Origin of the sequence: Veillonella sp., from assembly GCF_041333735.1 — a bacterium.
In the GTDB taxonomy this organism is placed as follows: Bacteria; Bacillota; Negativicutes; order Veillonellales; family Veillonellaceae; genus Veillonella.
In genome coordinates this window covers 210,839-232,002 of record NZ_JBGKFB010000001.1, presented here as the reverse complement: position 1 = coordinate 232,002, position 21,164 = coordinate 210,839, and the positions used below count along the sequence as shown (strand labels likewise).

Sequence of the window (21,164 nt, the reverse complement as noted above, 5' to 3'; positions counted from 1 at the left end):
TATAAAAGCGATGACCTTATACAGGTCATCGCTTTTGTTTTATTGGTATTGTTCAATATGTTCTTGTCGAATTTTTTGAAGTGTTTCCAAGAATGCATTTGTGCTTTCAGCACTGTCCAACAAGTCTTTTAGTTGGTAAGAATCATCGAGGGTCACACTCCATTGGAAGGAGTCATTGTCGTCGTATACATTGAATACGATTGGCGTTTCTAAATCCTCTGGCAAATGACCGTCATCATCGGACACAGTTGCATAGGTGCCATCTTCCAAGAGCTCTGTAAATAATGTGTCATACCCATCGATATCGATAAGTTCAAAATTGATAGTTTCATAAAAGTCTAAAACGATATCTGCTGCCATGTGGACCTCCTCATGAATATATACGTTACGTTTATTCTACTGAGGGGGCCTGTTACTGTCAATGGTAATGTGTAGTATAATAAATATCAGAATGACATAATAGGAGCATACGATGAACGTTATTAGTTTACAAAACATAGAAAAATCATATGGCACACGACTGCTGTTTAAGGAGGTAAATATTACTTTCACCACCGAAAAACGTCTAGGTCTCGTGGGTATTAATGGGACAGGTAAGTCTACCTTCTTAAAAATCTTGGCAGGACAAATGGAGCCTGATAAGGGGACCATTGAGCGAAACGGTAAGGCTAGTATACACTATTTAGCACAAATACCTGAGTTTGACCCAGATTCAACATTACTAGAAGCCGTTCTTGATGGTGATCATCCTCGTTTGCGAATGGTGCAATCCTTTGAGCGCATTAGTCGTGAATATCGTGAAATGCAAGAGGCTGGTGGCGAGGATGATAAAGTATCACGGAACTATATGAATGCCTTGGAGCAGATGGACCAACAAGATGGCTGGCAAGTGGAGCAAGAGGCTCGTATTATTTTATCTAAGTTAGGTTTTCCTGATGTAAATCAAAAGGTGGCTATGTTATCTGGTGGTCAAAAGCGTCGCCTTGCGTTAGGCCAAGCATTATTATATCCTTGTGATCTATTATTGTTAGATGAACCGACAAACCATTTAGATGAAGATAGCATCGATTGGTTAGAGTCTTATTTAAGTGCTCGCCAAGGGGGCTTATTAATCAGTACCCATGATAGATATTTCCTTGACTCAGTATGTAATGGTATTTTGGAATTATCTAATCGACGTATGTACCAATACGATGGTAACTACGAAGAGTTTATTGCCTTAAAGTCTGATCGAGAGGCTCGTGAAGCTGCTACAGAAGAGAAGCGCCGTCAGTTCTTAAAACGAGAAATCGAATGGGTACGCCGTGGTGCGTTGGCGAGAACGACAAAGCAAAAGGCTCGTTTAGATCGCTATGAAAAACTTAAGAATATGGAGAAAACTAGACGTCCCGATCAAATGGATCCTATTGCTTTAAAAACGCGTTTAGGGAAAACCATCTTTGATATTGAACATTTACAGTTCTATTTTGGTGAGCGTCCTATGATTAAGGATTTTACCTATCACGTAGTGCGTCATGATCGCATTGGTATCGTTGGCCCTAATGGGGTTGGCAAGTCTACCTTTATGAACATTCTTGATGGAACCTATGAACCTACAAGTGGTACGATTGGTAAAGGCGAGACAGTTCGCATTGCACATTTCAAACAAGAACTGCCTGAGTTTGATGAAGATATGCGCGTTCTCGATTATATTCGAGAGGACCATTCCTATATGGTTCTGGGCGATGGCTCTACGTTGAGTGCAGGTCAGATTCTTGAACGCTTCCTATTTACACCTGAGCTACATGGTGTACCAATCCGTAAACTTTCAGGTGGTGAACGACGTCGGTTGTATCTATTGAAATTGCTTATGAGCGCTCCTAATGTTTTGTTGCTCGATGAACCGACCAATGATCTTGATATTCCTACATTAGAGGTACTAGAGGATTTCCTCGATTCCTTTAGTGGTGTCATTATCACCGTATGCCATGATCGTTACTTCTTAGACCGCGTGGTGGACAAACTTTTTGTGTTCAGTGGTGATGGTCATATTGAGATTGTTCATGGCTCCTATTCTGATTACAAGGATTCTTTAGATGAAAGTAGCGGTGGAAAGCGCCCATTCTATATGGCTAATACAGGTACATCTGTTACTTCTAAAGATGAAAAAGCGGACGGGGTTGCACCTAGTACTACCAGTGATGATTCATCATTAGGCAACTCAGCAGATGGTAGTGATAGTAGCATTACAACTTCTGGAGGAGATACTTTCAAAGAGGTACCAAAGAAGGGGTTAAATAAAGCGGAAGAAGCGGAGTATGCCAACATCATGGAGGAATTGCCTAAATTAGAGCATTTAGTTAAGGGCCTCGATGTCATGATTAGTCAAGTTGCTACTGATTATGAGAAGATGCAATCCTTGATGGCTGAGCGAGAAGAGACTCAGTCCCAAATAGATGCGCTTACAGAACGGTGGATGGAATTGGAAGAACGCCTATAATTCCTTATAGCATGCGATTTTTTAATATCTGTTATGCAAAGGAATTACATGTAAATTTATTGATAAAAGTCACAAATTATAGTATAATTTCATCGATTAACGATAACAACGTTACCTAAGTAGGAGGAACTCATGAGTAAGTACCAATTTTTAGACCGTCGCGTACCAATCGAAGACGGCAATATTGCTTTAGTTCAAGATTTATCCAAATGTAAAAACTGCTCCTTATGTCGTAAAGCTTGTGCTGTAGACATGGGCGTATTTGATTATTATGATTTAACAACAAATGGGGATCATCCAATTTGTATTCATTGCGGTCAATGTGCATCTATTTGTCCATTTGATTCCATCAATGAACGCTCTGAAATTGATGAAGTAAAAGCAGCTATTGCTGACCCTAATAAAATCGTTGTATTCCAAACTGCACCTGCTGTACGTGTTGGCTTAGGTGAAGAGTTTGGCCTTGATGCAGGTACATTCGTAGAAGGTAAAATGGTAGCTGCTCTTCGTAAATTAGGTGGCGACTATATTCTCGATACAAACTTTGGTGCTGACATGACAATCATGGAGGAAGCATCTGAATTGTTGGAACGCGTCATCAATAGTGATTCCGTATTGCCTCAATTCACATCTTGTTGCCCTGCTTGGGTTAAGTTTGCTGAAACATTCTATCCAGAATTCTTGCCAAACTTGTCTACTGCTAAGAGTCCAATTGCAATGCAAGCGCCTACACAAAAAACATATTTTGCTGAAAAAATGGGCCTTGATGCAAAACAAATCGTTGCTGTTGCAGTAACACCTTGTACAGCTAAGAAATTCGAAATTCGTCGTGACGAAATGAACTCCTCTGCTGAATACTGGGATGTACCAGAAATGCGCGATACAGACTACTGTATTACTACACGTGAACTTGCAAAATGGTTACGTGCAGAAGAAATCAACTTTGATGAATTAGAAGATTCTGCATTTGATCCATTGATGGGTGAAGCATCTGGTGGTGGTATCATCTTCGGTAATACTGGTGGCGTTATGGAAGCGGCTATGCGTGCAGCTTACAAATTAGCAACTGGTGAAGATGCACCTCAAACATTGATCCCATTCGAAGCAATTCGTGGTATGGACGGTGCTCGTGAAGCAGACGTAGTCATTGGGGACAAAACATTACATGTAGCGGCTGTTCATGGTACAGGCAACTTGCGTAAATTCATCGAACGCATGCGTGCAGAAAATATCCATTATGACTTCATTGAAGTAATGGCGTGCCGTGGCGGTTGTATCGGTGGTGGTGGCCAACCACGCGTTAAATTACCGATGGCTGATAAAGCTCGCGAAGCTCGTATTGCTTCCTTGTACACTCGTGATGCGGAAGTAACAGTAAAAGCGGCTTGCGATAATCCAGATATCCAAAAATTATATGCTGAGTTCTTCGATGGCAAACCTATGAGCCATAAAGCGCATCACATGTTACATACAACATTTGTGAACCGCTCTGAAGATTTGGGTCCTAATGGTGCTTGCACACCAGCTACATGCCCAACATCTGTGCCTAACTTGAAAAAGGCCGCAGAAGCAGCTAAAGCAGCAGCGGAAGCTAATAACTAATAGCTAAAAAATAGTTAACCGTAACAATTAGCAGTAAATGTAATAGTTAACTATATTAGGTGATACATACTATAAAAGCATATATATGGCTTAATATAAAAGGCAGATAGTTGATATTTCAATCAGCTATCTGCTTTTTTATTTAAACTATTTTGGGGACTACCTGTATCATATCTAAATATTGTTGATGCTTTCACGGTGATGAATAGTATATATGCCATATACGCATAGGGGTTAGAATATAGAGATTGGTAAATTGTTTAGGAATTATGGTTAGTGTGCTATAATTAAATTATATTTATAGAAGCAATCAATACTGTTTCAGGAGGATCTTCATGGCTTTTAAATTAAAAGGAAAAGAAGAAAAATTTTTCAGTATTTTAGAAAATCATGCTGCTCTTACATATGAAAGTGCAGAAATGATGGAGCGTGTGTTTAAAGGCGAAATCTCTAAAGAAGAGGCTTTTCTTGAAATTGATACAAAGGAAAAAGCTGCCGATGAATTAGTAACCGAAACTGTAGAACGTTTGCGTAAAACATTCATTACCCCAATGGATCGCGAAGATATTCAGCTTCTAATCGACCAATTGGATACTACATTAGATAATATTAAAGAAATCATGGATAAAATGGTTATGTACCACGTTGGTAATCCAAGTGATGGTGCTATCCGTATGAGTGAAATCGTTGTAAAATGCGTTAAGCATATTAACAAATCTATTGGTTATATGGGCAGCCTTAAAAAGGACCATGTAAAGGTAGAAGGCCGCGTACACCAAGTATTGAAACTTGAGTCTGAAGCGGATAATATTTACCACGAAGAAATGGCTAAACTCTTCACTGAGTGTACAGATCCTATTGAAATTATCAAATGGAAGGAAATCCTTAGCGCCATGGAGGATGTAATCGATGGATGCGAAGATTTGGTTGGTACATTCCGCCGGGTAGTATTGAAATATGCTTGATGCTCATTATTTAGTATGGCTAGTAGTATTTTTAGCATTAGCCTTCGACTATATCAATGGCTTCCACGATACGGCGAATGCCATTGCCACATCTGTATCAACCCGTGCTATTGAGCCTAAAAAAGCTATTATGATGACAGCAGCACTCAATTTCTTGGGGGCCATGGTTAGTACAGGCGTTGCAAAGACAATCGGTGGCGACATCGTAATGTCTGCATCTCTTATCAATAGTGGAATCATTTCAGCAGCTCTTATCGGTGCCATCACATGGAACTTGCTCACATGGTATTGGGGGATTCCGAGCTCCTCATCTCATGCGCTTATCGGTGGTATCATTGGTGCTGTAGGCTGGTCTGTAGGCTTTGATGCTTTAAATGAGGCAGGGATCTTAAAGATTTTCTTATCCCTTATTTTATCTCCAGTTGTAGCCATGATTGGTGGCTATATTGTGATGAAAGTATTGTTGCTTATCTTTGGTAGATTTTCTCCAATTACGTTGAATGATAGATTTAGATCCATGCAAGTTGTATCTGCCATCATGATGGCCTTCTCACATGGCTCTAATGATGCGCAAAAGGCGATGGGGATTATTACCTTAACCTTGCTTAGTGGTGGCTTTATTGATACATTGGATGTGCCATTATGGGTTAAACTTTGTTGTGCTACGGCTATGGCCATGGGTACAGCAGTGGGTGGTTGGAAAATCATCTCTACCATGGGGACTAAGATTTTCAAACTAGAAACAATTAATGGTTTTGCTGCTGACTTAAACTCTGCTATCACTATTTTTACAGCTACATTCTTACATTTACCTGTAAGTACGACACACGTTGTAAGTGGTTCCTTGTTAGGTGTAGGTTCTTCTAAACGTCTTAAAGCTGTTAACTGGGGCGTAGCAAGATCGATGGTGTTGGCTTGGTTTGTAACAATTCCATTATCTGGTATTGTAGCGGCTATTGCTTATGAAATCGGTCATTTACTATTTGGTTAATATAATAGCTATATAAAACAAAAAAAGACTGCGAAAGCAGTCTTTTTTTGTTCTGTAGTTTTAAGTTCTGTAGTTTTCGGTTTGGATTGATTAAGATATTCGGTTTATTAGTTGTGGTTAAGCTTTTTTGAAGCGTTTTCTTATAAAATTGTCACCAAAGAATATAGGTATACACTAGGTTTTAAATACTATATTCTATAAAAGCGATTTATCTATATTTGGCAACGTTAATGTTAAAAATCAAGTTGAATATAGGAAAATGCTTATAAATATGTGCTTTTCTTGATTATGCATTTTATTAATAAATACAGTTTATTACTTGTTTAAAGACTGTTTTGAGACTATTTATAATGAATGGATATTGCATACTTATGTATGAGCAGTTATACTATCGGTAGAAGGAGTTATTCAAGTGAAAAGTGAGGTATGTATATGGCATGGGGTGGAACTAGACGCGGTGCCGGGCGCCCACGTAATCCGATTAAACGTATTGGTAGAACCATTCGACTTAGTGATGAAGAGTTTCTTTCACTCAAACCATTGATTATGGCCATCAAGGCAAATAATGATAAACGCTATAGGCAACAATGTACTAGAAATGCATAAATAAGGCATTGTCACAGCATATACAACATAATAAACTTTTAATCTATTTTACAATAACCCATTATTTAAATCTTTCAACTACAACACATCTCTACTCTCTAACAATATGCTGTGTGCAATACAAAGCAGTACGAAGAAGGTCCCAATTCAATGAATTGGGACCTTTTCCGTTAGTATCATTTGATTATAGAGTTAGTCGATTTTTACACCGTGAATTTCTTCAGCCAAACGTTTTAGAGCATCCACAGTACGAACACCAGGTGTGATCTCAGAAAGTTTTACACGAATGAAATGACCTTCTTTAACAGCAGTAATATCTTGAAGTTGAGGGTTGGATTTGATTTTCTCAATTTTTTGTTGGAAATCATCATCGTTGCGGATAGATGTACCATAGTCAGCGATAATGATATAATCAGGATTTTGAGCGATTACAGTTTCCCAAGACCCTTTAGCCCATGTTTTATCAACGCCTAAGCCACTCATTACGTTATCAGCACCGATAAGTTTCAAGATGTTTGTAGTGTAACCTTCGAAGGCTGTGAATGGTTGACCATCTTCAGAGTCATAAATGAAGACCCGTTTACGAGGTAAGTCTTTTAATTTAGCTTGGATAGCTTCTAACGTTTTACGTTGGCTTGCAACCCATTCTTCAGCTTTAGGTTTAACGCCGAAGATTTCGCCTAATTTAATCATGTCATTAAAGTTAGTTTCTAAATCTGCTTTTGTAGACAACATGGATTCAGGAAGCCAAATGTTTACCTTTTGAGCAATCATTTTATCTGCAGGAATAGCGCGTTTGCTGAAGGAGTCAGGCCAGCCTGTTGCAAAGTCAGGTTTTACAGACATGAATACTTCGTAGGACGGCCATTTGTCGGATAATACTTTTACCTTGTCATAGGCTGCTTGTAAGGGTGGATAGATTTCTTCTTCTTTGAAAGCTGTACCAGCCATCTTATCTTCAAGACCCAGTTGGAGCATCATTTCTGTAGTTGCTTGGGACATGGATACTGCATGGGTAGGAGAGGATTTTACAGCAAAGTCAGTTTTGGTACCGTCAAATGTTTCACTCCATGTTACTGCGTTGCTATTATCAGCTGTGTTCTTCGTTGTGTCAGAGCCACAACCAGCAATAGCAAAGGTTGCGCATGCCATAGCGACTAACAACAATTTCTTTGATTTTCGTAATTTTTGGAACATAATAAGCCCTTTCTTTTGAATTAATAATATAAATGATAGCGCCCTTCATCCCAAGAGGTTTTGAAAGGAACTTCAAAGATGGGTTCAAGAATTTCAGGTGTTAATACCTCGGTAGGGGAGCCTTCCTTTAGGATGGTTCCCTCGTTCATAACAACGACATGATCACAATATTGAGCGGCTAAATTTAAGTCATGTAAGACTACGATGGTTGTGCCTTTAAACGCTCGCAATTGTTTCATCAGTGCTATTTTATATTTCATATCTAGATGGTTTGTAGGTTCATCTAAGAGTAGGATTTGAGGTTCTTGAGTCAATGCTTTGGCAATGAATACACGTTGCTTTTCGCCACCTGATAAATGATGAATTTCTTCATCCCCTAAATGAGTAATACCTACTTCATGCATATAATGCTCTGCGATTTTTATATCCTCTGAGCTATATGTGCCAAAATGTTGTTTGTAAGGATAACGGCCCATAAGAACAATGTCTTTTACGAGAAAATCATCGATCATAGCATCTCTAGATTGTGTTAGAACGGCGACTAATTGAGCAAATTCACGACCTTTATAAGACTCTAAAGGCCTTTGATTCAAGATGATTTTATCTTTTGATGGGAGTAGTCGGTAGAGATGACTCAGTAATGTGGATTTACCACATCCATTGGGACCAATAATGGCCGTAATTTTATTACTCGGAAATGTGACAGAAATATTCTTTAACACTTCTTTCTTCTCGTAAGAGAAGGACAACTGATTAATTTGATACATAGTATCTCCTATAGATATGATATACACTAACCATTGTGTTTATAACGATTCATAATAATCCAAATGAAGAGTGGAGCACCTAACAAAGAAGTGAGCACACCGATTGGAATCTCTTCAGGACTATAGAGTGCTCTAGATAGTACATCGGACCAAATCATCACAATACTGCCGATTAGTGTACTGAATAGTAAGGTATGTTTGTGTTTTGGACCGCCTATAATTCTTGCTAAATGAGGAATAATAAGACCGATAAATCCAACTACACCAACCTTGGATACCAAAGTGGCAATAACAATTGAGGATATGATGACAATGCTCAACTGTAACTGTTTTACAGATAAGCCCATTTGCGCAGCTTCATGATTACCTAGAAGAAGAACGTCTAAATCTTGGTTAAACATATAGATGTACAACATAAACAAGGTTACAATAATGGCAGTTAATGGTAAGTCGCCCCATTGGATACCGGCAAAGCTACCTAATAGCCAGAACATGGCACTTCGTACTTGTGCTTCGTGTTTGGCCCCATAGATAATCATCATGGTTAAGGCCGAGAATATACCAGTCATGCCCATACCTATGAGGATGAGCTTCACAGGACTATTGCTTTTACCAACACAGAGCAATACCAAGATAATAGAGAGGGCCGCACCTAGGGCTGCGAAAACAGGTGTGTTATAGGCACCTAATAGGGGTAGACCACCCATGATAATAGCAAATACAGCACCTGTACTAGCACCTGATGAAACACCTAGTACATAGGGGTCAGCAAGCGCATTTCGGGTAACCGTTTGCATTAGTAAACCAACGAGGGATAAGCCGATACCGGTTAAGACTGAGTAGATGAGCCGCGGTAATCGTATATCCGTGATAATTGTATCTGTCATTGTGGCTTTTGTATTGGGATCAGCCATAGACATAAGAGCCTGAATGATTTGATCTAAAGGAATAAACGTAGATCCGAATTGCAACGCCGTTACTAATGAAATACATAGTATTACACATAGTATTAATGCTTTTATTGAAGTGTGCATACAATCTCCTTATTCTATTGTAGAGGTAATATAACCTTATCTAAGTATAGAGAGTTTTCTATATATCTACAATATACATACGCGTATGGGTATTTTTTATTCCTTTTTATAGTTGTATGCTTATTTTGTTATATGAAAAAACTCACAGAATGGATATAATAAAAATATGTACGTAAGTAAATTCAGGAGGTGTTAGCTTGTTACAAGATTTACTATCTGAGGATAATGTATCCTTTCATTATCCTGCAGAAACGTGGGAAGAAGTAATTCGTCACGGTGGTCAACTCATGGTTGATGCGGGTTTTACTGATCCATCTTATACGGAGGCTATGGTTGAGGTAGTACGTGAAATGGGGCCATATATTGTGTTGGCACCAGGTCTTGCTATGCCACATGCTCGTCCGGAAAATGGGGCAAAACGTGTAGGTACCGCATTGGTAACCTTAGAAAAACCATTGAATTTTGGTAGCCCTGACAATGATCCCGTTTCTGTAGCGCTATTCTTATGTGCACCGAATAAGGATGAACATATTCAGTTGTTGACGGATATTGCTACATTATTTGAGGATGATGAGTTTTTAGATGCGGCCGCTGATTTTGAAAGTATTGAAGATGTACAAGAGTTCTTGGCAACGCATTTAGAAGATCAAGAATACGTTTAGTAGGAGGAAAGTATGATTTCTGTATTAACTGTATGCGGTAATGGCATTGGTTCTAGCTTGATGCTAAAAATGAAAATTGAAGAAATCTGTGCTGAAAATGGTATTGATGCACAAGTTGAATCTATTGATTTTAATGCCGCACAAGGCCGTAAAGCGGACCTTATTGTAACTGTAAAAGAGTTAGCTGAGCAATTTGAAGACAAGAATGTGGCTATTGTTCGTAGCTATATTAATAAAAAGAAAATCACAGAAGATATTCTTGATGCATTAAAACAAGCAGCTCAATAATATGTAACAACTATATATAGGAGGTAGTGCCATGGAAATGGTATTAGAGTTCTTACGTGATGTGCTGTCTCAACCAGCACTTTTGATTGGTATTATGTCATGTATTGGCTTGATTGCCTTGAAACGCCCGTTTCATAAGGTAATGACTGGTACATTGAAACCTATTCTTGGCTACTTAATGCTCGCAGCTGGCGCAGGTGTTATCGTTAACAACCTTGATCCACTAGGTAAGATGATTGAGCATGGATTCCACATTACTGGTGTAGTACCAAATAACGAAGCTATCGTGGCTGTAGCACAAAAGGTACTTGGCGTTGAAACGATGTCTATTCTCGTAGTAGGCTTATTGATGAACTTATGCATTGCTCGTTTCACCAAGTTCAAATATGTGTTCTTAACAGGTCACCATAGCTTATTTATGGCTTGTCTTATGTCTGCCGTACTCGGTACAGCAGGTTTGTCCGGTATGGAACTCATCCTTGTAGGTGGTTTCTTGATGGGCGCTTGGTCTGCTATTTCTCCAGCAATTGGTCAAAGCTATACATCTAAGGTTACAGAAGGCGATGAAATTGCCATCGGTCACTTTGGTAGCTTAGGTTACTATTTATCCGCTTGGGTTGCTAAATATGTAGGTAAAGCAGACGATAGTACAGAAGACATTGAAATTCCAGAAAAATGGGGTTTCTTGCGTGACTCTACGTTATCTACAGCATTGACTATGATCGTATTCTACTTGATTGCAGCCTTTGCGGCTGGTTCTGAGTTTGTAGCTACTTTATCTGGGGATATGAGTCCTTACTTATATGCTGTTATGAGCGCTATGAACTTTGCTGTAGGTGTAACAATCGTATACTCCGGTGTACGTATGATCTTAGGTGATTTAATCCCTGCATTCCAAGGTATTGCAACAAAAATTATCCCTAATGCAATCCCAGCAGTAGACTGTGCCGTATTCTTTACATATGCTCCAACAGCAGTAGTATTGGGCTTCATTAGCTCCTTTATCGGCGGTATCATCGGTATGCTCATCCTTGGTGCTGTAGGTGGCGTATTAATCATTCCTGGCCTTGTACCTCATTTCTTCTGCGGTGCAACAGCAGGTATCTATGGTAATGCTACAGGCGGCCGTCGTGGTGCTGCAGTAGGCGCATTCCTTAATGGTTTGGCTATTACCTTCTTGCCAGCATTGGCATTGCCAGTTCTTGGTCAATTAGGTTTCCAAAATACAACATTTGGTGATGCAGACTTTGCCGTAATGGGTCTTGTACTTGGTCATGCATTCGAATGGATTGGTATGGCTGGTATCTATGGTATCGTAGCGATTGCAGCTCTTGTACTTATTATTCCAAACTTTATTAAAACAAAAGGTAAAGTTATTAACTACGTAGAAGAGGAGTAATGAAAACAACTGAGCAACATAGTAATGTTGTAATACGATATATATTCCTTACTATAGGTGCTACTAGCTTTGCTCTTGGTACAGCGGGTATCGTATTACCACTATTGCCAACAGTACCTTTTTATATGCTTACCTTGTTTTGTTTAGCTAGAGGATCTGAACGTTTTCATAACATGTTCTTAGAATCTAGTTTATATCAAAAGACTGTTGGTGCTTATGAACGCGATAAAGCGTTGACGTTGCGGGCTAAGTTGTCCATTCTTCTTTCAGTTAGTACAATCATGGCTATCGGTGCTTATTTCAGTCAAAATATGCCTGTAGCACTCATGGTCATGGGAATCGTATGGGTTGCCCATGTGATAGCATTAGTTTTTATTGTAAAAACAAAAAAATAATTCTAAATATAGCCTCGTAAACTACATTGGTTTAGTTTACGAGGCTATTTTTTGTGTAAATTTATATTTTTAAAGAAAAAATGAATTATTACTAATTTTAATTTGACAATGGATATCAATAAGTATACTATGATACATGTGTATATAGTAAATTTATAGTATTTTTATAGTATTTGTGTATTGGTGATAGTATGAATCCACATAATCATGCAAGATCACACACAGGGACATCTATGTCGAGGTATAAGGTATTTGAAGGCATTGATTTAATGTTCCTTGATGTGAAGCAAGAAACGATTCAATTTTATGCTAAATCACATACCAAGACATTTGCCATAAATCATTGTGAAGAGGGGCGCATCGAGTGTAAGTTTACATCTGGGGAATATTTATATATGGGGCCAGGAGATATGTCATTAGGATGGCATACTCATGCTGACTACCAACATAAAAATTATTTCCCTACAAAACTTTTTAAGGGGATTGTATTATTAGTAGATGTAGAAAAAGCGCAACCAGTATTGGATTCGCTTGTTACTGAGTCACGTATTAATTTAACAAGCCTAGCTGAACGATTTTGTGAGCATTCCGAGTACGGTATGATGATGGAAGAAACTGAATCGGTTAGACAGATTTTTTCTAGCTTATATAAAGTGCCTGACCAAATCAAAGGGCACTATTTTAAATTAAAGGTTATTGAGATCTTTTTGTTATTATCTGTAATTTCTACGAGCAATAATGAAAAGAGAACAACCTATCGGAAACAGCAGGTTGATATTGTGAAAGCTGTTAACGAATATGTATCTACTCAGTTTATGAAGCGTATTACAATTGAGACATTATCTGAACATTTTGATGTACCTACGTCTACATTAAAACGATGTTTTAAGGGCGTATATGGTACGACGATACATCAATACTTAAAAGAATGTCGTATTAATGCGGCTAAGAGGTTACTTCATGAAACAGATCAATCGATTCTAGAAATTGCTAATGCCGTAGGGTATGAGAATGGCAGTAAGTTTACTAGTGCCTTTAAAGAGGCTACTGGTGTAACTCCAAGTGCTTATCGTAAGGTATAACAATTTAATATTGTCCGAAACGTATATTTTTGGTCTTTTCGGAGTAGATATGCAAGATACACTTTGCTAACATTAAAATGTAAATGATATTTATTGTCAGTTATATGTTAGTAGAGTGTATCTTTTTTTTGAGAGTGAAAGATACAAAACGTATAATTAGTTAAAATTTGAGGAGGGCACAATGGACCGGTGGGGACATACAAAGCGCGCCATAATTCTTTCTAGTGCAGTTGCCTTGTGGCTTAGCGCACCTCTTGTAGTATGGGCTGAGAATGCAACCGTTACTACAGATGTTGTTCATGTTAAAGGAACATGGGCAGAAGAAGAAGCAAAATTGAACTCACAGCAAGTGCAAATTATTACCAAGAAAGATATTGAGAAGAAGCAGGCGAAGTCCGTCGAAGACATTATTTTTACACAAACAGGCGTATCTAGAACTGTAGACGCTATGGGACGTGTAGGCGTATCTATTCGTGGTGCAGAAGCGCGCCACACACTTATTTTAGTAGATGGTCAACCAGTACTAGGCGATTTTGATAAGTACTCCGGTGCAGCAGATGAGGTTCAACGGTTAGGTACAGAAAATGTTGAACGCATTGAGGTTATCCAAGGGGCCGCCAGTGCAAAATACGGTTCCGATGCTATTGGTGGTGTTGTTAACATCATCACAAAAAAAGCACAAAAGAAACCGACCTTACAATTGAACGCAGAAGGCATGCGTCGAAAGAGTGATGGTGATACATTCCCATTCCAAAACTTCTTTATTCGTGCCGACTCTGGTCAAATGGGTAAGTTAAAGGTTGGTTTGTCAGGCAGTAAACGTGATCTTATGCCTGTTTTAGCATCCGTTAAACGTCGAGATTCTGGCATGGCCTTTGATTATGCAAAACATAATTTCAAGCCAAATGTGCTTCGTTATTATGGTGATGCGGCTGATATCGGTCTTGTAGCAACCTACGAAGCTAATGATAAGAATAAATTTGAAATGCGGCTTAATCGCTACACAGAAGACCTTGTACGCGATGTTAAGCACTCCGACTCTGACTTAGAACCTCAACAACATTTCAAACGTACTGCGGACCGTAATACGGCAAACTTACAATGGTCCTCTCGCGCCGGTAAAAGCGATTGGACAGTTGAAACTAACTACTCCCGCATCAAAGAAAATGACGTAGCCCTCATTAGTTATACAGGGCGCTCCGCCTATGAAGGCTCCAATGAGTTGCGTTATATCGATAACATCGATCATCGTCAATTGGATATTCGAGCTAATGCGAATACACAGCTCAATAAAAATCATTTGCTTAGCTACGGCGTAAGCTATGCTCGTGAAGAAGGCTCTGGTAGCCGATTGAAGAGCTCCCCTCATACAAGCACCATGTACATTGATCCATGGGAGTACGATAAGAGCTTACTAGTTGATAAACTTGACCGCCTTGTACGTCGTAAAGGCGATAATAGCATCAAGGTTTACTCTCATATCCACGACTATAAATTCATTAATTCCGGTGGCGGCATGCCGCAATGGGATATGGATTATGAATACTACGGTGCAGAAACAGATGCTCAAAAACCAGGTATAACTTACGATGACTATATAAACTATGGTTTGTCTGAAAGTAGATTAAGTGATTGGTCTAGTACATCTCCTAATAATCAACCTGTAACAGATGAGTTTAAAGCTCGTTATAAGGCTTTAGAAGACCGTTTAAAAGCTGAAAATCCTGTATTATCTGCAACACGTGCCAATATTGTAGGGGATTACTTTAAATACGGCGAGTCCAATGATCCGGAAATGCGTAAAAAAGCACCTAAGCTAAATGGTAAAGCCTTCTTAGAAGAATATCGTAGCCGTGATCAACGCTTAACAACTGGTAGCGGTACGATTCGTAAGTTAAATGCTTATGTTTCTGATACATGGCAGGTAAATAAGAACTTAACATTATCCCCAATTCTTCGCTTTGATAACAGCAGCTTATTTGGTTCTAATTTATCTGCGTCCTTAGGCATGACCTATAACGTTAAAGGTAATACTCATCGTAGATTTAAAGCCAATGTAGGGACGGGCTATACAGAACCAGGTATGGGCGAATTGTGGTACAACTGGGAAATGTATGCTTCTAATCCTGTTGGGATTGGGGTTGCAAAACTTGGTTGGTACTGGGCTGGCAATCCTAATTTGAAACCTGAGAAATCGGTTAACTTTGACATGAGCTTAGAAGGTGAAAATAAGAATACTTATGCTCGTGTAGGCGTATTCCATAACCGCATCAAGAATTACATGTCTGTATACTTCACAGGGGATTTCATGGACTTTGCACCATACCTTAAAGGTGATGCGAAGTACCAACGTGCACCAGACATGATTTATAGCTTTAAAAATATTGGTAAAGCTGAAATTACGGGCCTTCAAGCAGAAGTACAACAAAAATTTGGTAAGTATTGGTCCGGCAAGCTCGGGTATACATACTTGCATGCTATTAATAAGAGTGATCCAACAATGCCTCGTCAATTGCTGGATAAACCAATGCATAAGGTTGATATTGGTATTACCTATGACAACCCTAAATCTGGTTGGAATGGTTCCATTTGGGGTGATTACTATATCAATATGCTTGATAGTAATACGCTTAATAATGGTGGCAACTACTGGCCAGATATCTTATCTGGTGATGCCGGCGTATATAAGAAGCAAACCTATGAAAAGAAAACCTTTGGCATTTGGAACGTAATGGTTCAAAAACGATTCAATAAAAATGCCATGATGTACTTTGGCATCAATAATATCTTTAACCATCGCGATGATGACCGCGCTACGCAAGAACGCGTGTATCGTGTAGGGGTTAACCTTAAATTTGGTGGTGGAGACAGCAGTAAGACGACAGCTATCGGTAAGACTAAGAATGGTGCAAAAGGTAGCGTAACAGGTACAAATGTAGCGGGCACTAATGGGGAAGTTACAAATGCTGAATCCGGTGTACAAAACGTATCTGATGTGGTTCGCTTAACTGACTTTATTCGTTCTGATTTCGACACTACTAAAGAACGTGGTGTTACATTAGTTGGCGACTACAGAGCACGTTGGATGGCACATGATGGCTCTAATAGACCACAATCTCCATTTAGAGCAAATTCCGCTATTGGTTCTGCAAAAGCTAATATGTACGATGCTAATCGTCATAGCTTTGAACAACGCTTGCGCCTAGGATTCGATGCTCGCCTCAATGAGTTCACCAATCTTAAAGTTATCGGTAGTGCAACTGGTATGAGCGGTGTTGATACAAGCTGGACACAATCCGATTCTAAAGGTTTTAACCATCAACGAATCGATACAGTTGATTTCACAAGACGCGTTAAAAAATGGGATGTATCTGTAGGTCGCTTAACAGAACCTATGGGTGCTAGTGGCTACTGGTTTGGTCAATCTTATGATGGCGTTCGCGCTGTATGGAATGGTCATGACTCACAAGTTCGTATAGGTGTTGGCACATTCAAACATAGTACTGGTATTACAGATTCTGCTTATACACATGCAGTCCATGAAGTTATTTACAGACCTCCAACAGCGGCTGAATTGATTGGTATTAACCGTGATGAGTTCCCATACGATATCAACAGTGCTACAAAAACTGGCTCTGATGGTGAGAAAAAATCAACTGAAGATGCAGCAGCACCAGATAGTCCTAATGGTATCTATGATTCTACTTACAAAGGTAAGACAGATAGCATCTACTTCTATCAACAGCTTAAAGGCTTACAAGATGAATATGAAGCTTATAAGGAGTCATTAGATCTTAGCTGGAGCAATCCAAACCGGGATCAAGAAATGGCAAAAGCTGATGCTAAGCTAAGAGAGACTCAACAAAAACAAGCTCAAATCATGGGCCATTTACAAGATATTCTTACAAAAGCATATCCTACAGATATGGCTGGGAAGAAATTCTCCCTCGATATTCCATCTGGTGGTTATGCAATGTATGAAATCACTAATAAGCATACAGGAGAGAAACTTTATAAGACAGGGGACATTATGTATAATGTGAACTCCTCCTTATACCCTGAATACTTAAAAGAAAAAGCGAAAGGTCTTATCGTATCTACAGATAATAAAGATGCGTTAGTAAATCCTAAGGCCTATGTTGAAAAACATGGTGATGAGATCAATCAATCCGTAGCAGAAATAGCTAAATATAATGCTACAGATAACTGGAGTAATTATAACAATAGTGAGCTCGATGTTGTTTGGGTTAAACAGCCAGACGGCACTTACAAACAATCCTATGATTACTATGGACAACCATCTAGTGATTATGAGCTCACCGGATATTTAGGTGCTAAAACGTATAAATACGATAGTGGTAGCTATGTATTTAGCGATTATGATGCTAAAGATGCGATTTATAAAAAGAACTTTACAATGGCCTCTAACGACTGGGGTGAAGGTAGTTCTGATTATGGTTGGGGCATGACACCAGCAATGTACAACTATTTATATAATCTTGAAAAAGTTGTACATGATGCAGAATCTGAAAATAAATTACCTCGTGAAGCAATAGGCAAGATCATCGGTAATTTGATTCGTACAGAAGGTGTAGTCCTTGAAAAAGATACTGTACCGGCTATTGATAAAGCGGCCTTTGTTCAATACAAGAAACAAATAGGCTCTCGTCTTGGGTTACAAGCATGGTACTTACGTTCCTTTGGTGGTAAAACACATACCTATTTAAATGCAAATGGTAACGGCAATGATGAATATAACTTCTCAAATGTAGCTCAAGTATTCGGTATTGGCGCTAAATATCAATTAGGTGCTAATGCTTCTGTTACCGTTGATTACGGTCAAAACCGTTCTAACCTAGGGCGTTACTTAAATGGTAATACGGTATATCAACATGAACGGGGTACCGCGGACTTTGCTCTTAAAGGTCATCAAATGGGTGGTACACCTCACTTCTGGATGGCCCGCTTAGACATTGGTCGTGCGAATCTAGATGTTCCAAAATCTTGGAATGCATTTATCGACTATAAATACTTTGAACATGGTTCATTCTTTGGCGGTAATGGTACTGGTGCTGTATCAGATCGTTATCTCGATGGTATTCGTAGCTTTACATTTGGTGCGGGCTATGTACCACGCAAGGATTTACTCCTTGAAGCATTCTATACATTTGATGCGAAGGGCACTAATAAACGAGATACTTTATATGGTAGTGAAAGCTTTAAGTTAGGCGATTATACAAGAATTCAAGGGACCTACAGGTTCTAATGTTCAGTCTGTAAACAGGCAGAAAGGTTATTAAAATGGAAAATTTAAATTATGTCATTCACTTGTTTCATAGTGGCGGGTATGTAATGTATCCATTGTTACTCTTGTCTTTCATGGTTATCGCTATCGCTGTAGAACGGGCTTTCTTTTATCATAAGTATGCAGGTAAGACATTCGTTGTTACTCATGCTGTAAATGAGCTAGCAAAATTACAAAAGTGGGACGAAATTGATAAGGTCCTTAAAGAAAATCCATCTATCGCAAGCCGTATTGCGGAAGCTGGTCTCCATAATGCATCTAGCGAAGAAGCTATGAAGACTGCTTTTTCAGATCAAATGGGGGTTGATGCGGTTGGTTTCCGTAAATATATGGATTACCTAAGCGCTACTGTTACAATCTCTCCACTATTAGGCTTGCTTGGTACTGTTACAGGTATGATTGGTTCCTTTAGTATTCTCGATGCTGGTGCTGGTGCATCCGCTATTACTGGTGGCGTTGGTGAAGCCCTTATTGCCACAGCATCTGGTTTGTGTGTAGCCATCATGGCATTTATTGTGTACACATTCTTTAGCCATCGTTTAGATTCCATTATTAATCAAATCGAAGGTATGTGTGTGAACATCGTTAGTGCTAAGCGAGAAGGGTGGAATTAATTATGAACCTACAAAGCTTTCGTATGAAAACAAAGCCTGAATTCATGATTATCCCAATGATTGATATTATCTTCTTCTTGTTGGTATTCTTCATGATGAACAGCTTGCAAACAGTTGCTCAAAAGGCGTTATCTGTGCAATTACCACAAGCTACAAGTGCCTCTGCACCGGCTCAATTACCTGTAGTACTTACATTAGATGCAGAAGGACATATTACAATTGATAATAAGCCAATGAGCATTGATGATGCTGAAGCCATGGTTAAACAGCGCGTTCAAGAAAATCCAAATGCTAGCGTTATTTTACAAGCTGACAAACGCGCTGCTCATGGTCAAGTTGTAGCGATTATGGATATGTTAAAACAATCTGGCGTTAAACGCTTGGCTATTGCAGCTGAACAGAAAGGATAACTATGGGACTAGGCATATCATGGAAAAAAGCAGCCATTATATCCGCCATAGTTCATCTCATTGCTCTCTTTGTTGCCGTAATCTTTTTCGTAGTAGTTCCAGCAATTCAAGATATGGAAACGTATGAAGTCGATCTCACACAAAGTGTACTCGATGATGGCGGCAGCGGTCATGCTGGTGGAGGTGGCGGAAACAGATCTGACCTATTTCCAAAACCATTGTCAGCAGATGAAGTGGCGGCAAGAACAAAGGCTGTTGTAGCGAATATAGATCCGTCTACAGCGACAGATATTCCTGATGCAGTAGATGTAGCCAAAAAAGGTGGCGAACATAAAGGTCATAACTCTGGCGACAATTCCGCAGGTGGTACAGGAAATGGCACTGGTGGCGGATCCGGCGGTGGTAACGGTACAGGTGTTGGCACTGGTAATGGCGATGGTCAAGGCCATGGCAATGGTAACGGTGATGGCAATGGTAACGGTGACGGTCATGGTACAGTGAGAGCTGCCTTTGATAAGGAGGGTTTCCGTGCGAGAGTGCAAAATAATGCACAAATGCCTTCCATGGCTTTAAAAAGAAAGTTACAAGGTGATGTAACTGTACAAGTTACATTAGATACAAATGGTAACCTTATTGGTCAAAGTATTGTATCGTCTACAAATGAAATCTTTAATGATGCGGCTATGTCTGCTGTAGTAGCTGCAACACCGTATAAAAATCCAACGGGTGAAGATATTGATGTCAAGGTACCAGTTGAGTTTAGAGGTCATGAATCATCTGATGAAGAAGAAGAATAGACTTATGTAAGTCATAAACCTATCTAAGAATTAAAGGAGATACTTATGAAATCCATTATTTTATACTCTTCCCTCACGGGAAATACAAAAAGCGTAGCAGAAGCAATGGCTTCTGTAATGCCTGAAGGTACACCGTGCGTTCCTGTTAAAGAGGCGCCTGAGAATTTGGCAGATTATGATACAGTTTTTGTTGGCTTTTGGGTAGACCGAGGCACAGCGAATAAAGAGGCTGCTAAATTGATTGAAACCTTGAAAAATCCTAATATTGTGTTCTTTGCTACACTTGGCATGTATGCAGATTCTGATCATGCTCGTGAAAGTATCGAAAAAGCATCTGAACTTTTACAAAACAAGGAATCTCTTGTAGATGGCTTTGTATGCCAAGGCAAAATCGATCCAAAAGTCATCGAAATGATGTATAAAATGTTCCCACCTGGATCTGCTCATGGTCAAAGCCCTGAACGGGATGCGTTGCATAAAGCGGCTGAAACACATCCAGATGAACAAGACTTTGCAAATGCAAAAGAATTCGCTAAATCTGTATTGGCAAAGTTGCAAGGGTAACGCTGAA

The 21,164-nt window shown here is 39.3% G+C and carries 19 protein-coding genes; 15 read left to right on the top strand and 4 right to left on the bottom strand.

Going from position 1 to position 21,164, the window contains the following annotated elements:
- Window positions 1–39: 39 nt before the first annotated feature.
- Window positions 40–360, bottom strand: coding sequence for a hypothetical protein (locus tag ACDF53_RS01095; RefSeq protein WP_296005796.1), 321 nt, complete (start codon window positions 358–360; stop codon window positions 40–42).
- A gap of 112 nt (window positions 361–472) precedes the next feature.
- On the opposite strand from ACDF53_RS01095, the gene ACDF53_RS01090 reads away from it, so the two are divergent.
- From ACDF53_RS01090 to ACDF53_RS01070, 5 genes are all read left to right on the top strand, one after another.
- Window positions 473–2,479: an ABC-F family ATP-binding cassette domain-containing protein gene (locus ACDF53_RS01090; RefSeq protein WP_370815230.1), complete on the top strand. Its 2,007-nt coding sequence runs from the start codon at window positions 473–475 to the stop codon at window positions 2,477–2,479.
- Window positions 2,480–2,611: 132 nt separating this feature from the next.
- The gene (locus ACDF53_RS01085; RefSeq protein ID WP_295793843.1) at window positions 2,612–4,081 is read left to right on the top strand and encodes a [FeFe] hydrogenase, group A; all 1,470 of its coding nucleotides are present in this window, start codon (window positions 2,612–2,614) and stop codon (window positions 4,079–4,081) included.
- A 335-nt stretch (window positions 4,082–4,416) separates the two neighbouring features.
- Entirely contained in the window at window positions 4,417–5,046 is a 630-nt protein-coding gene (locus ACDF53_RS01080; protein ID WP_105089528.1) for a DUF47 domain-containing protein, read from the top strand.
- Entirely contained in the window at window positions 5,039–6,037 is a 999-nt protein-coding gene (locus ACDF53_RS01075; RefSeq protein ID WP_370815229.1) for an anion permease, read from the top strand. The genes ACDF53_RS01080 and ACDF53_RS01075 overlap by 8 nt, the downstream gene beginning before the upstream one ends.
- A gap of 432 nt (window positions 6,038–6,469) precedes the next feature.
- The gene (locus ACDF53_RS01070) at window positions 6,470–6,643 is read left to right on the top strand and encodes a hypothetical protein (protein ID WP_199176261.1); all 174 of its coding nucleotides are present in this window, start codon (window positions 6,470–6,472) and stop codon (window positions 6,641–6,643) included.
- 192 nt (window positions 6,644–6,835) lie between these two features.
- Here the strand turns inward: ACDF53_RS01070 and ACDF53_RS01065 are convergent, their stop codons facing one another.
- The 3 genes from ACDF53_RS01065 to ACDF53_RS01055 are packed head-to-tail and all read right to left on the bottom strand — an operon-like array spanning window position 6,836 to window position 9,641.
- A complete protein-coding gene (locus tag ACDF53_RS01065) occupies window positions 6,836–7,840 on the bottom strand; it encodes an ABC transporter substrate-binding protein (protein WP_370815228.1) in 1,005 nt (334 codons plus the stop codon).
- A 20-nt stretch (window positions 7,841–7,860) separates the two neighbouring features.
- The gene (locus ACDF53_RS01060) at window positions 7,861–8,607 is read right to left on the bottom strand and encodes an ABC transporter ATP-binding protein (RefSeq protein WP_370815227.1); all 747 of its coding nucleotides are present in this window, start codon (window positions 8,605–8,607) and stop codon (window positions 7,861–7,863) included.
- A gap of 26 nt (window positions 8,608–8,633) precedes the next feature.
- Window positions 8,634–9,641 carry a FecCD family ABC transporter permease gene (locus ACDF53_RS01055; RefSeq protein ID WP_370815226.1) on the bottom strand — a complete coding sequence of 336 codons (1,008 nt, stop codon included), beginning with the start codon at window positions 9,639–9,641 and terminating at the stop codon, window positions 8,634–8,636.
- A 197-nt stretch (window positions 9,642–9,838) separates the two neighbouring features.
- Between ACDF53_RS01055 and ACDF53_RS01050 the strand changes: the two genes are divergently transcribed.
- The 10 genes from ACDF53_RS01050 (at window position 9,839) to ACDF53_RS01005 (ending at window position 21,157) form a co-directional block, all read left to right on the top strand.
- Window positions 9,839–10,303 carry a PTS sugar transporter subunit IIA gene (locus tag ACDF53_RS01050; protein WP_295780459.1) on the top strand — a complete coding sequence of 155 codons (465 nt, stop codon included), beginning with the start codon at window positions 9,839–9,841 and terminating at the stop codon, window positions 10,301–10,303.
- Window positions 10,304–10,315: 12 nt separating this feature from the next.
- Window positions 10,316–10,591 carry a PTS sugar transporter subunit IIB gene (locus ACDF53_RS01045; protein ID WP_005385725.1) on the top strand — a complete coding sequence of 92 codons (276 nt, stop codon included), beginning with the start codon at window positions 10,316–10,318 and terminating at the stop codon, window positions 10,589–10,591.
- A gap of 31 nt (window positions 10,592–10,622) precedes the next feature.
- Window positions 10,623–11,990 carry a PTS ascorbate transporter subunit IIC gene (locus ACDF53_RS01040; protein ID WP_105089523.1) on the top strand — a complete coding sequence of 456 codons (1,368 nt, stop codon included), beginning with the start codon at window positions 10,623–10,625 and terminating at the stop codon, window positions 11,988–11,990.
- Window positions 11,990–12,385 carry a YbaN family protein gene (locus ACDF53_RS01035; protein ID WP_370815225.1) on the top strand — a complete coding sequence of 132 codons (396 nt, stop codon included), beginning with the start codon at window positions 11,990–11,992 and terminating at the stop codon, window positions 12,383–12,385. Before ACDF53_RS01040 ends, ACDF53_RS01035 begins: the two co-directional genes overlap by 1 nt.
- A 191-nt stretch (window positions 12,386–12,576) precedes the next feature.
- A complete protein-coding gene (locus ACDF53_RS01030; RefSeq protein WP_370815224.1) occupies window positions 12,577–13,467 on the top strand; it encodes a helix-turn-helix domain-containing protein in 891 nt (296 codons plus the stop codon).
- Between the two features lie 181 nt (window positions 13,468–13,648).
- Window positions 13,649–18,733: a TonB-dependent receptor domain-containing protein gene (locus ACDF53_RS01025; protein WP_370815223.1), complete on the top strand. Its 5,085-nt coding sequence runs from the start codon at window positions 13,649–13,651 to the stop codon at window positions 18,731–18,733.
- A 35-nt stretch (window positions 18,734–18,768) separates the two neighbouring features.
- Window positions 18,769–19,386, top strand: coding sequence for a MotA/TolQ/ExbB proton channel family protein (locus ACDF53_RS01020; RefSeq protein ID WP_295780467.1), 618 nt, complete (start codon window positions 18,769–18,771; stop codon window positions 19,384–19,386).
- A 2-nt stretch (window positions 19,387–19,388) separates the two neighbouring features.
- A complete protein-coding gene (locus ACDF53_RS01015) occupies window positions 19,389–19,796 on the top strand; it encodes an ExbD/TolR family protein (RefSeq protein ID WP_370815222.1) in 408 nt (135 codons plus the stop codon).
- 2 nt (window positions 19,797–19,798) lie between these two features.
- The gene (locus ACDF53_RS01010) at window positions 19,799–20,593 is read left to right on the top strand and encodes an energy transducer TonB (protein ID WP_370815221.1); all 795 of its coding nucleotides are present in this window, start codon (window positions 19,799–19,801) and stop codon (window positions 20,591–20,593) included.
- 45 nt (window positions 20,594–20,638) lie between these two features.
- Window positions 20,639–21,157 carry a flavodoxin family protein gene (locus ACDF53_RS01005; protein WP_370815220.1) on the top strand — a complete coding sequence of 173 codons (519 nt, stop codon included), beginning with the start codon at window positions 20,639–20,641 and terminating at the stop codon, window positions 21,155–21,157.
- Window positions 21,158–21,164 lie beyond the last annotated feature (7 nt).

Coding starts and splice junctions, on each gene's coding strand:
- ACDF53_RS01085 (WP_295793843.1), top strand. CDS start 2,612: ATGAGTAAGTACCAATTTTTAGACCGTCGCGTACCAATCGAAGACGGC.
- ACDF53_RS01090 (WP_370815230.1), top strand. CDS start 473: ATGAACGTTATTAGTTTACAAAACATAGAAAAATCATATGGCACACGA.
- ACDF53_RS01070 (WP_199176261.1), top strand. CDS start 6,470: ATGGCATGGGGTGGAACTAGACGCGGTGCCGGGCGCCCACGTAATCCG.
- ACDF53_RS01015 (WP_370815222.1), top strand. CDS start 19,389: ATGAACCTACAAAGCTTTCGTATGAAAACAAAGCCTGAATTCATGATT.
- ACDF53_RS01030 (WP_370815224.1), top strand. CDS start 12,577: ATGAATCCACATAATCATGCAAGATCACACACAGGGACATCTATGTCG.
- ACDF53_RS01010 (WP_370815221.1), top strand. CDS start 19,799: ATGGGACTAGGCATATCATGGAAAAAAGCAGCCATTATATCCGCCATA.
- ACDF53_RS01075 (WP_370815229.1), top strand. CDS start 5,039: ATGCTTGATGCTCATTATTTAGTATGGCTAGTAGTATTTTTAGCATTA.
- ACDF53_RS01025 (WP_370815223.1), top strand. CDS start 13,649: ATGGACCGGTGGGGACATACAAAGCGCGCCATAATTCTTTCTAGTGCA.
- ACDF53_RS01040 (WP_105089523.1), top strand. CDS start 10,623: ATGGAAATGGTATTAGAGTTCTTACGTGATGTGCTGTCTCAACCAGCA.
- ACDF53_RS01055 (WP_370815226.1), bottom strand. CDS start 9,641: ATGCACACTTCAATAAAAGCATTAATACTATGTGTAATACTATGTATT.
- ACDF53_RS01095 (WP_296005796.1), bottom strand. CDS start 360: ATGGCAGCAGATATCGTTTTAGACTTTTATGAAACTATCAATTTTGAA.
- ACDF53_RS01045 (WP_005385725.1), top strand. CDS start 10,316: ATGATTTCTGTATTAACTGTATGCGGTAATGGCATTGGTTCTAGCTTG.
- ACDF53_RS01035 (WP_370815225.1), top strand. CDS start 11,990: ATGAAAACAACTGAGCAACATAGTAATGTTGTAATACGATATATATTC.
- ACDF53_RS01020 (WP_295780467.1), top strand. CDS start 18,769: ATGGAAAATTTAAATTATGTCATTCACTTGTTTCATAGTGGCGGGTAT.
- ACDF53_RS01005 (WP_370815220.1), top strand. CDS start 20,639: ATGAAATCCATTATTTTATACTCTTCCCTCACGGGAAATACAAAAAGC.
- ACDF53_RS01065 (WP_370815228.1), bottom strand. CDS start 7,840: ATGTTCCAAAAATTACGAAAATCAAAGAAATTGTTGTTAGTCGCTATG.
- ACDF53_RS01060 (WP_370815227.1), bottom strand. CDS start 8,607: ATGTATCAAATTAATCAGTTGTCCTTCTCTTACGAGAAGAAAGAAGTG.
- ACDF53_RS01080 (WP_105089528.1), top strand. CDS start 4,417: ATGGCTTTTAAATTAAAAGGAAAAGAAGAAAAATTTTTCAGTATTTTA.